This is a genomic window from Bradyrhizobium sp. ma5 (assembly GCF_042258955.1).
Classification (GTDB): Bacteria; Pseudomonadota; Alphaproteobacteria; order Rhizobiales; family Xanthobacteraceae; genus Bradyrhizobium.
In genome coordinates this window covers 4,660,924-4,673,489 of the sequence record NZ_CP170156.1, presented here as the reverse complement: position 1 = coordinate 4,673,489, position 12,566 = coordinate 4,660,924, and the positions used below count along the sequence as shown (strand labels likewise).

The following is a 12,566-nucleotide window of genomic DNA, read 5'->3' as shown; positions in this document are numbered from 1 at the left end:
GTCAGAGCTTCTCGACCCCAGCGCGGAACATTCCGATCACAAGCTCCTGGGCGCCGTCGAGCGCGCGGCGCATCGTCGATCCCGTACCGACGGCATCGGCCGCGAACACCGGCGTCTCCATCGCAACATTGCCGCCGCGCCAGACCCGGACGACGCCGATCTGTTGGCCGGCGGTGACCGGCGCCTTGACCGGGCCGCTATAGATGACGCGCGCGAGCAGCTTGTCGTTGCCGTTCTTGGACACCATGACCTTGATCGGATCGGGGCTCACCAGCTTCACCGAGCGGCTCTCGCCGCCGAACACCCGGGCGTAGCCGACCGGCTGGTTGGCCGCGATCAGGACCCGGGTCTCGAAGCTGCGGAACCCCCACTCCAGCATCTTCTTGGCTTCGGTGGCGCGGTCTTCGGAATCCTCGAGGCCGTTGACCACGACGATCAGCCTTGTGTCGTTCTGCACGGCCGAGCCGACCATGCCGTAGCCGCCTTCCTTGGTGTAGCCGGTCTTCAGGCCGTCGGCGCCGGGTAGAGCGTTCAGCAGCGGATTGCGGTTCTGCTGGCGGATCTTGTTCCAGGTGAATTCCTTCTCGCCGAACAGCTTGTAGCGCTCCGGGTAGGTCAGGATGATGTGGCGCGCCAGCACCGCGAGTTCCCGTACCGTCATCTTGTTGGTCGGGTCGGGCAGCCCGTTGGAATTGCCGAAGGTCGACTTGGTCATGCCGAGCTCGCGGGCGCGCTTGGTCATGAAGTCGGTCGCAAAGGTATGCTCGTTGCCGGCGATGCCTTCGGCCAGCGCGATGCAGGCGTCGTTGCCACTTGGGATGATCGCGCCGTGCAGCAGATCGTCGACCGAGACCTTGCTGTTGATCGCTGCGAACATCGTCGAGGTCCCGGACGGCGCCCCGCCCCGCCGCCAGGCGTTCTCGCTGACCCGGTATTCGTCGGTCAGCTTGATGTCGCCCTTCTTGATGGCGTCGAATACCACCTCGGCGGTCATCAGCTTCATCATGCTGGAGGGCGCGCGCAGCTCGTCGGCGTTCTTCTCGAACAGCACGCTGCCCGAGGAGGCTTCGACCAGGATCGCGGTCGGCGCATCGCCGTCGAACCCGCCCTCTTCCTTCTTGGCGCCCTGGACGCTGTTGTTGGCGGCATAGACCATTCCGCCGCAGCCGATCGCCAGCACGACCGCGGCCGCGACCAGGCCACGCCAGCCACGCCCGGCGCGAGCGAACAACGTGCGGGGAACTGCGGTCTGGGCTGCCATCGGCGATGTCCTGAAAGACTGCGTTCTAACAGCTGGAAGTATCGCAAACAACTGAGGTTTCGCCGCTTGTACACGGCCGGCTGGATTGCCGGCTGCACTGAACGCCCGTATCCTTGGAACCAGCTAACGACAGCAGAACCGGCAAACAAGGCGGAAACGCGAATGTCATCCTCCCGCACCATCTCCGCCAACGGCATCGACATGTTCGTGCGCGAGGCCGGGCAAGGCCAACTGGTCGTGCTCTGCCATGGCTGGCCGGAGCTGTCCTACTCGTGGCGGCACCAGATCGCAGCGCTCGCCGCGGCAGGCTTCCGGGTCGTCGCCCCCGACATGCGCGGCTTCGGCCGGACCACTGCGCCAGCCGACGTCAGCGCCTACACGATCTTCGATACCGTCGGCGACATGGTCGCGCTGGTCGCCGCGCTCGGAGAGCAGAAGGCGATGGTCGTCGGTCACGATTGGGGCGCGCCGGTTGCCTGGCACGCGGCGCTGTTCCGCCCTGACATCTTCACCAAGGTCGCGGGCCTCAGTGTGCCGCCGCCGTTCCGTGGCCGCGGCCGTCCGTTGGAAACCCTGCGCGAGAGCGGTATCACCAATTTCTACTGGCAGTATTTCCAGCCGCCCGGCGTGGCAGAGGCTGAGTTCGAACGCGACGTCGCCCACACCATGCGGCTGGTGCTCGGGCGCGGCGTCTCCGATCCGAGCTCGATGTTCGTCGACGAAGCCAAGGGCTTCCTCGGCAAGCTCCCGGCTGGAATGCCGCTGCCGGCCTGGCTGACCGAGGCTGATGTCGCCGAATTCGCCGAAGGCTACCGGCAGTCCGGCTTCCGCGGCGGTCTGAACTGGTACCGCAACCTCGACCGCAACTGGGAGCTGACCGCGCCCTGGCAGGACGCGCAGATCCATCAACCGTCGCTGTTCATCGCCGGCTCGAACGATTCGGTGATTACCGGGCTGATTGGTGCCAAGCGGGTCGCGGACATGGAACGCGTGCTGCCGAACCTGCGGCAGAAGCTGATCATCGAGGGCGCCGGCCACTGGATCCAGCAGGAGCGCCCGGACGAGGTCAACGCCGCGCTGATCGCGTTTTTGAAGTGATCAGGCCAAAAGCTTGATTCGCAACGGCTTGGTTCAGTAGAGCCCGCGCCCGCTCAGGACTTCGGCGGGTCCGCGCGCGTCGATCGGCACGTAGGTGGCCGCCGCCGGGCTCGGGGCGGCGGCATAGCGGGCGTCACCCTCGTAGGAGACTTCGCGCGGATTGTTCGGCACGCGGCGGTGCGACCGGCTCGAGGCCGACATTTCCGAGGTGGCGTTGACCGAGGCGTAGTCGGCCTGGGTGTTGCCGAGGCTGTAGGGCCGCCCCTCCGGCAACGGAACGTCGCCGCGGACCCGGCCCGACGAAGACGACATTTCCGGCACGAACGGCCGCGCGGAGGCGACCCGGACCATCGACGGCGCCGGCGCCGGCGTACCGGTGCGCAGGGTCGCCATCAGCTGGCGGTCGTCGGAGCCTTCGAGCGGCGCCCGCCCGACATATTCGACGCGGACGCGCGCGACGCCATTGCCTTTGAAATCAAGCAGTTCAGCGGCTTTGTTCGAGACGTCTATGAGGCGGTTGCCGTGGTACGGGCCGCGGTCGTTGACGCGAACAACGAGCGATTTGCCGTTGCTCAGATTGGTGACGCGCGCGTAGCTCGGCATCGGCAGGGTCGGATGGGCGGCCGTAAGCGAGCCCATGTCGAACACCTCGCCATTGGCGGTCAGGCGGCCGTGGAAATCATCGCCATACCAGGACGCCATGCCCTCGGCGCGATAGTTCTCGTTCTCTTCCGGCACATAGGTGCGGCCGGCGACGACATAGGGCTTGCCGATGCGGTAGGTGCCGCCGCCCTTCGGCACGGGGTCCCCGAGCGCCACGACCCGCGGGCTCGAGGACACGCCGTACTTGGGATCGATCCGGCTGGTGAGCTGGTTCGAGGAGGCGCAATTGGCGAGGACGAGGCACGAGGCCACCGCAACGGCGCCGCGCGCCGTCCGGATTATCGAATCTGGCCGTCTAATCCCCATCTGCCCCAAGTACCATTCTGCAGGACCCGCGCCTACTTCGAGGCGTCGGGATCGATTCTGTCACTGTGCGGCCCACCTCCGCAGCAGATGGTGAAGATATCGCAACCGGAACACGGCGGAAATGGGGAGAGCCATGAGGCGGTGGCGTCTTGGTGAATGGTCTGTTGCGCCTCCTCCGTCCTTCTACGGACCTCCGTGCGCGCAAAATGCCCGCGCCTGTCCCGCGATCAGACACACTGTTGCAGCAAATCATCAGTCGGGGGGCATCTTCAATTCCAACAATTGAATCTTTTTGACTGTGCAAGGCTGCAATCGTTTTCTCTCCCGCGTGGGGCGCAAAGGAAGTTTGCGATGATCGAGACGGTTACAGCGGTGATGGGCCTGGTGAGTGCGGCGATCTTCTTGGCGCACGCCGTGGAAGGCTATCGGTACCGGGCCTGACAGCCCGTCGAAGGCGGAAAGACGCGTCACATCTTTCCAGGAGAGAAGTTCGGAAAGCTTTAATCAATTCGGATGAGCATCGGTAGAAGGCAGGTGTATCATGCGTAGTCACGATTTGGTCTCCGACGGATTTCTGACCCTGACCGCAGCAAGCCTCGTGCTGCTGTGCTCGAGCCTGCTGGCTTTCGCGTTCGGTTGAACCAATGATGCCGTGGGCGCCGTCTGCGCCATGCGACGAGCCTCGACCACCCTCACCTCATCCCTCGCTCATCGAACCTTGGCTTCAGCTTCAGTCTTCGAGTGCTGGCGATTCTGACCCGGCGCGCGCTGGGTGATCCGATCTGCAAAGCCCAGATCGGCCGTCCTTTCCTAGCCTCAGTCCTGACGCACCCTTCACCTCCCAGCGAGAGCATTCGCGAATGACCGGCTCGGCAAGAGAGGGAACGTCTGCGCTGCTCGTCAGCACGGATGGCCGGTTGCTGATGCAGCTGCGCGACGACCTTCCCCACGTTTCCGATCCGGGCAAGATCAGCCTGTTTGGCGGGCGGCGGGAGGGCAGCGAGACCTTCCTGGAATGCGTGGTGCGCGAAATTCACGAGGAGATTGGCCATTACCTGCCGCCCGAGCGTTTTGAGCTGATCGGTCGTTACTTCGGACCGGATCATTCGACGCCGGGCGGCACCCTTCACGGCGAGGTGTTCCTCGCGCGGGACGTGCCGATCGATCGGTTGAAGGTCACCGAAGGTCGCCTCGAGATCGTGGCCGTGGACGACATCGAACGCATCAGCGGCAGGCTCGCACGCCCGGCAGAATATGCGCTGGCGATCTTTCGGAAGCGCGAACCGACTACCTGAGCGATGAAACCAGCGCGCGTACGAGATCGTCGATCATCGGCAGCGCAACCGTAGGCTGGGCAACATCGATATCGTGCACATGCCAGTAAGTCACGTTGTCGGCGACCTCGGGGAACCGCCGCTCGATGAGCGGACGATGCTCGGCCTCCTTGAGCGCAATCACCAGGTCCACGCCGTCGAAATCAGCCAATGAACACGGTTGCGGATAGCGCGCCGCGCCCTCCGGAACAATGCCGCTCGCGCGGAGACGGTCATCAGCGAACACCGACATGGCGCCGACATTGTCGGGCGAGCCCCGTTCGGCGGCGCCTCTCGATGAGGCGCGCCACGGCAGGTTTTCGCGGCGGGCAAGATGATTGAACAGCTCCTCTGCGTATCGACTGCGGTAGTAGTTGCCGGTGCAAAGGAACAGGACGCGCTTCATGGACACCATGATGGCCAACGGCGGTGGTCGCGGTCAACCGTGGTGCGTGCATGCGACGATGACCCGCGGCCTATTGCTGCCGGTGGATCAAGCGACCGGCCCACTTCGCTCCGGTGTTCTCGCCAAGTTCGCGTGCCGTAACGAAAAACGGCCCCAGCGTGGGGATTGCTGAGGCCGTCATTCCGTCTGCCTGGGGCGCGGGCGCCAGTAAGTAGGCCGCCTCGATTCAGCAGAGCGCCGGTACATCCGCGGCAGCCCGAATTGTACTCGACGTCGGAGCGTGCTTGCCGAGGTTTCACGGGGTACCCCACAGGGCGCATCCGAGGGTCTGCCTGCTTCGCGCTACTACCGCAACGTAAGCCCCCAGAAGGCGATGAGCAGCAAGGCGCAAGCGCCCAATCCCATCAGCGGCACGACGGCTTCCAGCATCATGGCCGAATCAACTCCGCCCTTGGCCGAAGCATGCGCGCGAGCGCAGCGTTTGTCGTCGCCCACCTCTAACGCCACCCAATAAAAACGACCTCGACGCAGGGGGCGTCGAGGCCGCATTCAATCTCCCGCAGTCGGGGTTGGGCAACTGAGACGACGGGAGCAGAGGACTACTCCCGACACTTCCACTTGTTCCCGGGGCGTCAACCCACCCTTAAATTTTCAGCGGATGTTTTGCCGCGATTTTCCTGGACTTCGTAGCTTACCTTCGCCCCCTCATCGAGGCTGCTCAGTCCCGCTTTCGAGACCGCTGAGATGTGCACGAAGACGTCTTTGCCGCCGCCGTCCGGCTGAATGAAACCATAGCCCTTCGTCGAGTTGAACCACTTCACAGTACCTGTCGCCACTAGACAAATCTCCCTTGATCTAATGGTGGCCAGCGTAGGTCGATAGCAAAGCAGGCCGCAAGGATAACCGGCCCGTGTGCGTCGGTGGCGGCCTCTACTCGCCGAAAAACGATATCTATTCTTCGTCAGGCCAAGCGAGGCCGTTAGCAAATCAGCAAGCCGGTCGGCGATCCGCATTTTCCACACGAAAGACCGGTGGAAGGCCATTTTCGAGGGACGCACGAAACCGGCCTGAAACAATGGACCTATACCACAGCTTGCCGAATTGATCGGGGGCAAGCGTCATGATGGAAGCCGCTATCGTCGTATTGCTGTGCCTAAGCGCCGTGATCCTGGGTGCCCACGCCTACGACGCCTTCCGCTTTCGCGCTGATTGACCAGTCAACGTGCCCAGGGCCAGAAGCGATAGAAATCCATTCCGTATGACTTGCAGGTAACAACTCCTCGCAGCGGCTTGTCGTCAAATCGACCGGCGATCTCCCTGTGGCGCACCTAGAGCGCCCCATTCCATGTAAGCAATCTTGCCGTCTGCATCGAATTCCATAATCGCAGTCGTTGCACCACGCGGTGTAACGAAGGATATCGATGTCCCATTCAAGACCGGCTTTAGATCGCTGATCTCGGACGGAACGCAGTCGTCCAAACGCTCTTTCCAGAAGGCCATCAATCGCGCTTTGCTGGCGACGGTTTCCCTAACGCAGCATCGACAATCCACGACAGCAGAGTCGGCGTGCATCTGTACAATCGCGTTAAGGTCGCGCGCGCGATAGGCGTTCAGCCAATCAATCGCTGCGGCCATTGGGTCAAAGGACATATTTCCTCACCTACATCCGTATCGTAGCTGAGGAATAGAGCGCTTCTGGGAGGAGCCGATACTAGGAAAAATACTGCCCGGGTGAAAGCCACCTCAGTTGGCGGCGTCGTTCAAAAGAAGGCGCTGCTGCAAATCAATTTGGTCGCGGGCCTGCGATGCCGGACCCAAGCCACCGTCGGCGGCATCGCAGTTTCGCGAGAAATCCCCGATGTACACATACTCCGAATTTGACGGTCGTCGCGAACTGACAGTCATCGTGGCGTCGATTCTTGCATCTAGAGTGACGACGGTAACCGGCGCGAAAGCGCCTCCGAGACATAGGGGGCGTAAATGGAAGAACGAAAGATTGCGAAGTTGCGCGTGCACGAGCAAAACATCGAGCATTACCGAGGGTTGCTTCGCACCAGACTTAGCGAAGTCGAGACTCACTTCATCGAGCGGCGCTTGTCCGAAGAGCGTTTCGCAATCGAGATGCTGAAGTTTATGAACCGTCGGGAAACATCACCCAAGACGGATCTGTTCGCATAAGGCGACACTGCATACCCCTTCGGTAGTACCCCGTTTTCGAGATGAACCTTCGCACGCCTTGTGCTGACCCCTCACATGTCGGGATTTCGCACACCCTTCCCGAGGCTAGGATCAACGCCGCCAGCGAGCATTTTAAGCCTGGCGGCGTCGTTGCGCGTAAGCTCAGGTCTTGCCCTTCACGCGAATGCCGATCGCGATCCAGCCCGAACTCGCCCGCCAGTTCGCAGCCGGCACACGCGCCTATCAAGAAACGCCACAGCAAAGGCCTGGAGCGACCTCCAGCCCAACTCGGGGTTCCACAATCTCCGGCACGCCCTTGCGTCCCGGCTGATCGATGCCGGCGTGGATATCGTCACTCTCTCAGGGCGCCTTGGGCACGCGAGGCCGGACATCACCTTGCGCGTCTACGCCCACTTGTTTACGAACGGCGACGGCAACGCGGCGGCGATCAATGCGGCGCTGGCGTGTGAGCTGCCAATCGGGTGCCAATTTCGCGGTTCGTTCTCTTCGAGTCCGCCGCTAAGCACTTGAAACTGTTGGTTTGGAAGGGTGGCCGAGTGGTTTAAGGCACCGGTCTTGAAAACCGGCGTGCTCGCAAGGGTACCGTGGGTTCGAATCCCACCCCTTCCGCCAGCATAGTCCCGATGTTCGGAATCCCCAGTAAAATCAGCGCTTTCGTCCGCCAGCTGTTGCCCCTACGTGGCATCCGCGGGGTGCGGGGCGTTCGGCGCGCGAAGTGCACCCGGATTGGCAAGCGGCCGATCGTCGGGTTGTAGCTTATCGCTAGCTCAAGGTCGGAGCATGGAGCCTGAGATTACCTTAGCGAAATTGTCAGCCCGCCCAGATTTGCCGCAAACTCCAGGCCTGCTTTCGGCCCTTTGAGCAAGAGCAGAACGCCATGCTCATTTCGCATACTCACACCGCCGACGCCGGCGGCCCATGCGCCGCCTCCGCCGACCAGCGTATAGCTGCCGGCGAAATCGTTGACTTCCCTGATGCCGGAGGCGGTGCCTTCCAGCCACGTCACCGATGCGCCCGCGCTGACGCCGAGGCTGAAGCCGGACACGATGAACCGATGGTGCCGCCCACGGTAGGTGAGCGTGCCGGTCCCGCCGCCGCCACCCACGACGAGCGCCGCCTTCACGAACTTGACTTGGACGTGGCCGGTCGCCTGCGCAAAGCACGGCGCGACCAGCAGAACCATCGCGACAAGCGCCAGTATGACGGGACGGATGCCTCGCATCATTGCAGCCCCTCTTCGCTCAAGGATTTGTAGGGTCGACTTTCTTCCAGGTCTGATCCGGATCGAAGGCGATCATGCGCTTGGCGAGGAAATCGGTGCGTGAGCCCAGGTCCTTTTGGTAGACAGTGCCGGCGTGGTTGACCAGGAAGGTCATGACGCCGGAATTGCCGTACTCGGCGGGCCAGGCGACCAGTGCAAATCCGCCGATCATCTTGCCCTTCACGACATAGTTCAGCGCACCGCCCGGAGCATCGGAGCCCTGCGCTTTCAGGATCCGATAGTAGTATCCGTGGTACGGCTCGGCCTGCTCGCCGACCTTGTAGCCTTCCGCCGCGGCCTGTGCCGCCAGCTCACCGAGCGGGCTCGGGTCCTTGTCGTCGCGCCAGAACAATCCGTCGGTCTTGCCTGGGCTGCTGACGATGCGCTGGGCATAGGTGCCCACCCCCTCGCCGCGATCCTTCTCGGCATATTCATTCTGCGCGTCGACATAGGCGAGACTGGTCTGGATCGCAGCAAGCTCGTTGCGGCCGATCCTGCGGTAGAGGACTTCGCGACGTCCCGCGGCCGCGTCAAAACTCCAGCCGTCCTGGTTGTTGACGAGGGGAATCGGGAACGGGAAATCGTCTGGTCCCAGAATCAGGGTGGCCTTCTTGTTGCCGTCGGCCTTGATCGAATGCCTGGCGTCGTAGGCCGAAAGAAAGCGCTCTCGCGCATTGGCGTCGGCGACATCGTCGCCGGACTCGATGATATCAGCAGCATCGCGGCCCAGCACCTTCAGCATGGCCCGGCTCGTGCCGGTTTTGACGGCGGTTGCCAGCGCGGACGCCGCGTCCTCCGGATTGGGGAAGCCCTGCTGGGCGCGAACCGGAGAGAGGAGCAAGGCGAATGCTGCTGCCGCCGCGATGCCGATCCAAGCGAGGCGATCCAATCGCAAGTACGAAGTGCCTGTCATCGTGATGCCTCCGACGAGGATGGAATCTTCGCACCGGCGGCAAGCCAGTCGTGGTAGCTGCGGAACTTGAGGCCGAGCCTGTCGTAGTAGACCCTGAGATAGCCATCGGCGCCGCGTGTCACCGCCGCCGGCATCACTTGCTCGACTTCCTGCGCCATCACGCCGACATAAGCCCTGTTGCTGCCGAGATAGCTGAAGCGATAATAGCCGAGGCCGTTGGCGAGATATCCAAGCAGTTCGATGTCGTGCTTGAGCGCGATGTCGGAACGCCGTCCACCGCCGCCACCGCCGCGGAAGCCGCCACCTCCCCCGCCACCTCGGAAGCCACCTCCGCCGCCTCCGCCGCCACCGCGGCCGGCGAAGCTTGCGCCGCCGCCGCGCGGCATGCTGGCCATGCTCGATCGCCCGCGCGCCGATGCCGCCGCGGCTGCCCGTCCGGACGACACGTTCATGGCGCCGCCGCGACTGCCACCGCCACCGCGATTAGCCGCAGCGGCGCGGTTACCGGCACTGCCACGATTGGCGGCCTTTGCACGATCGCCGCCGCCCTTGGCCTTGTTGCCGGCACCGGCGCGGTCGCCACCTTTGGCTCGATCGCCTGCACTGGCACGGTCGCCACCTCTGGCGCGATCTCCGGCGCGGTCACCTCCACGATCTCCAGCGCGATCACCCGCACGGTCTCCGGCGCGATCGCCGCCGCGATCTCCTGCCCGGTCTCCTGCCCGATCTGCGCCACCCGCGCGATCGCCGCCCGGGTTGAGAACCTGCTGACCGTCGCGGCCGCGATAGTTCATCCGGTCGCTGACGCCGGCACGATTGTTGTTGCCGCCGAAGCGCTGCTGGACGCTGCTGTTGTTGTAGCGCACGCCCTGGCGATGCGCGGAATTGTGCTGCCAGCCGTTCGCGATATTGTTGGTTCTGTTGAAATGGTTCACATAGACGTTGCGATTGCCCCAGTTGCAGCCGCCGCCCCAATAATTGCCCCACCGTCCGATCGCCCATCCGGCGCCGAAGGCAAGGCCGGTCGCGATCACACCTGCGCCGATATAGGACGGATAGCCGAAATAATACGGCGGGTATGCAGCATAGGGCCACGCGCCGTAGACCGTGGCGGGATCGTAATAGGGTACGTAGACCGTGTCCGGATCGGTCTGCTCGATGACGATGACCTGCTTGTTCTCCTGGGTCTGGACGCTGACTTTCTGCTGCTTGGTCGTCACCAGCTTGTTGTTCGCCTGCGCCTTGCTGCGCAGCCGCTGGATCGCATCCATGACGTCGGCCTGTTGGGCCAGCACGGCGTCACCCAGATTCTTCGTCCAGTCGATCTTGTCGCTCATCATCGAGAGCACGTCGGCGGTACTCGCGAGTGCCTTCACGCTGTCATCCCAGGCCTGCTTGTCGACCTCGGCTTTCAGCGCGTCGCCTTTCAGGCTCTTGCGCTCCTTCAGCCAGCGATCAGCCTGCACGACTTCGAGCGGATAGGTCGAGGCCGCCAGCACATTGGCCAGCAGCGAGTCCGGATAAAGCGCGATCGGAGCCACCAGGGCTTCCAGCTGCTCGGGCTTCAGGAGCTGATCGGCCGGCTGCGCTGTTGCCGCGGCCGGCTGGCCGGCCGGAGCCGGCGGTTTGTCAGCCGTCTGCGCGAATCCGGCAGCTGATGTCACCGACACCAGCGCAACCACAAGCAGAGTCTTGCCCCAACGGACCATCGCGACCTCCATCGACACCGACGGTCGGCAGCATCCGCCACAGCCACGTCTTCCCTTTGATCGAGATCAAGGAAAGCATCCTTCCGCTCAGCTTGCGGTTCAGCTTTGGACTTGGCTCGGCTGCCGCGATGCAAGATGAACGCGGCGATCGTGGATCAGGTTCTCGAGCCGGTGAGCCGCAACATTCACCGCGGTGACGGCACGCTCTGCCTTGTCGTCTGCGACCGGCTCCTTGCGTTGCGTCCGCAGCACCTGGTCGATTTCACGCTCGATCTCCTCCAGTTCCGATTCGAGACCGGCCGCCCGGACCCGAGGCCCGAGCGCATAGAGCGCGTCGAGCGCCTCCTGGCGGCTCGGTGTCTCGACCGGCCGAAGGAATTTCCACGCCGCCGCGAGCACGGACGCGAGCCCGCCTGCGATCATCGGCGCCAGGAAGATCGCGTTGCCCCACTGGTCGAGAAAGCTCTCCCGGGTCCCCTCAAAGACAGCTGCCGCCCCGGGATGCACCGGCAAGTAGGCGCCCGCGTCGGTGTCGGGCGTGGCGATCTGGGAAAGCCCCGGCAGCTCTGCAAGCAGGTCCCGCCGCGCATTCATGATCGATTGCGTCAGGTCGCCGATCAGGTCATTCCCGAGCTTCTTCTGCGCCACCAGATAGAACGATGTCTGCAGCGTCGTCAGGTCGTCGGCAGGAATCGGCGGCGAGCCGCGCAAGGTACCCTTCGGCACATCGAAGCTCTCATAGGCGCGCTCCTTTTCCGCGATCGCACCGGCGGACTCGATGGCGATCATCACCGGGCCGGCTCGCGCAGTGTGCGGGAAGACGTTGCGCAGCAGCGCCAGATATTTCTCGGTCAGGGGCATCACGAGCAGGATTGCCCGGACCTCCTTGATGTCGAGGGCCCGGCGCGCGTCCGCAGGCGCCAGCGGCTTGAACGTCACGCCGGCCCGCGCCAGGTCGTACTCATCGGTCAGCACCTTGATCAGCTTCTGATTGGCTTCGGCGCCGATCACGCCGATGGTGGCGCGCTTCAGCTCCGCCACGTCGGATATCGCAGCGCCGGGCGGCGCAATCATCAGCACGGTGGCGTGGGCCAGTACGATGACGGCCTGAGCCTGAGAGAGATCGCCGACATCCCCACGTACGACGGCGAGATCGACCTTTCCGGACGCGAATGCCTGGGCGGACTCAAGCGGCCCCGGGGTCTGGACCAGGCTGAGCCTGACCGGCGCTTTCGACTGGGTGAGCTTTCCGGCGATCGCCGAGATCAGCCTGCCGGCCTCGCCATCCAGCGAGCCAACTGCAATCGTCAAGGTCGTCGGCCGCTCATACCAGCGGTAGGCCAACAAGCCGGCGCCCGCTGCCAGAAGGACAATACCCACCACCAGGGCGATGCGGAATGACCTTGGCAACCTGCCCGGATCCACGGCGCGCTACCC

14 protein-coding genes and 1 tRNA gene are annotated in these 12,566 nt (G+C 63.7%); 5 read left to right on the top strand and 10 right to left on the bottom strand.

What is annotated here, in order from left to right:
• Position 1: 1 nt before the first annotated feature.
• On the bottom strand, positions 2-1,156 hold the full coding sequence (locus tag ACE103_RS21620; RefSeq protein WP_375781159.1) for a D-alanyl-D-alanine carboxypeptidase family protein: 1,155 nt from the start codon (positions 1,154-1,156) through the stop codon (positions 2-4).
• 267 nt (positions 1,157-1,423) lie between these two features.
• On the opposite strand from ACE103_RS21620, the gene ACE103_RS21615 reads away from it, so the two are divergent.
• Complete coding sequence (locus ACE103_RS21615; protein WP_375774814.1) at positions 1,424-2,359, top strand: alpha/beta fold hydrolase; 936 nt, start codon at positions 1,424-1,426, stop codon at positions 2,357-2,359.
• Positions 2,360-2,392: 33 nt separating this feature from the next.
• Here ACE103_RS21615 and ACE103_RS21610 read toward each other — a convergent pair whose 3' ends face one another.
• Positions 2,393-3,328 (bottom strand): septal ring lytic transglycosylase RlpA family protein, encoded by a 936-nt coding sequence (locus ACE103_RS21610; protein ID WP_375774813.1) that lies wholly within the window; start codon positions 3,326-3,328, stop codon positions 2,393-2,395.
• Between the two features lie 860 nt (positions 3,329-4,188).
• Here ACE103_RS21610 and ACE103_RS21605 point away from each other — a divergent pair.
• Positions 4,189-4,623, top strand: coding sequence for an NUDIX domain-containing protein (locus ACE103_RS21605; RefSeq protein ID WP_375774812.1), 435 nt, complete (start codon positions 4,189-4,191; stop codon positions 4,621-4,623).
• Here ACE103_RS21605 and ACE103_RS21600 read toward each other — a convergent pair.
• The 4 genes from ACE103_RS21600 to ACE103_RS21585 form a co-directional block, all read right to left on the bottom strand.
• Positions 4,616-5,056, bottom strand: a complete 441-nt coding sequence (locus ACE103_RS21600; RefSeq protein WP_375781158.1) for a low molecular weight phosphatase family protein — start codon at positions 5,054-5,056, stop codon at positions 4,616-4,618. The genes ACE103_RS21605 and ACE103_RS21600 overlap by 8 nt on opposite strands.
• A gap of 336 nt (positions 5,057-5,392) precedes the next feature.
• Entirely contained in the window at positions 5,393-5,542 is a 150-nt protein-coding gene (locus tag ACE103_RS21595) for a hypothetical protein (protein ID WP_375774811.1), read from the bottom strand.
• 137 nt (positions 5,543-5,679) lie between these two features.
• A complete protein-coding gene (locus ACE103_RS21590; RefSeq protein ID WP_223966486.1) occupies positions 5,680-5,883 on the bottom strand; it encodes a cold-shock protein in 204 nt (67 codons plus the stop codon).
• A gap of 460 nt (positions 5,884-6,343) precedes the next feature.
• Positions 6,344-6,697, bottom strand: a complete 354-nt coding sequence (locus ACE103_RS21585) for a nuclear transport factor 2 family protein (protein WP_375774810.1) — start codon at positions 6,695-6,697, stop codon at positions 6,344-6,346.
• Positions 6,698-7,027: 330 nt separating this feature from the next.
• On the opposite strand from ACE103_RS21585, the gene ACE103_RS21580 reads away from it, so the two are divergent.
• From ACE103_RS21580 to ACE103_RS21570, 3 genes are all read left to right on the top strand, one after another.
• Positions 7,028-7,225 carry a hypothetical protein gene (locus ACE103_RS21580; protein ID WP_223966488.1) on the top strand — a complete coding sequence of 66 codons (198 nt, stop codon included), beginning with the start codon at positions 7,028-7,030 and terminating at the stop codon, positions 7,223-7,225.
• A 75-nt stretch (positions 7,226-7,300) separates the two neighbouring features.
• Complete coding sequence (locus ACE103_RS21575) at positions 7,301-7,756, top strand: tyrosine-type recombinase/integrase (protein ID WP_375774809.1); 456 nt, start codon at positions 7,301-7,303, stop codon at positions 7,754-7,756.
• A gap of 12 nt (positions 7,757-7,768) precedes the next feature.
• Positions 7,769-7,858, top strand: a tRNA-Ser gene (locus ACE103_RS21570).
• Between the two features lie 181 nt (positions 7,859-8,039).
• On the opposite strand, the gene ACE103_RS21565 is transcribed toward ACE103_RS21570, so the two are convergent.
• The 4 genes from ACE103_RS21565 to ACE103_RS21550 all read right to left on the bottom strand — a co-directional run bounded on the left by ACE103_RS21565 (position 8,040) and on the right by ACE103_RS21550 (position 12,539).
• Positions 8,040-8,471, bottom strand: coding sequence for a hypothetical protein (locus ACE103_RS21565; RefSeq protein WP_375774808.1), 432 nt, complete (start codon positions 8,469-8,471; stop codon positions 8,040-8,042).
• A 16-nt stretch (positions 8,472-8,487) separates the two neighbouring features.
• On the bottom strand, positions 8,488-9,420 hold the full coding sequence (locus tag ACE103_RS21560; RefSeq protein ID WP_223975005.1) for a DUF2950 domain-containing protein: 933 nt from the start codon (positions 9,418-9,420) through the stop codon (positions 8,488-8,490).
• Entirely contained in the window at positions 9,417-11,129 is a 1,713-nt protein-coding gene (locus ACE103_RS21555; protein ID WP_375774807.1) for a DUF3300 domain-containing protein, read from the bottom strand. Before ACE103_RS21555 ends, ACE103_RS21560 begins: the two co-directional genes overlap by 4 nt.
• Before the next feature lie 99 nt (positions 11,130-11,228).
• Complete coding sequence (locus tag ACE103_RS21550; RefSeq protein ID WP_375774806.1) at positions 11,229-12,539, bottom strand: TAXI family TRAP transporter solute-binding subunit; 1,311 nt, start codon at positions 12,537-12,539, stop codon at positions 11,229-11,231.
• Between the last annotated feature and the right edge of the window lie 27 nt (positions 12,540-12,566).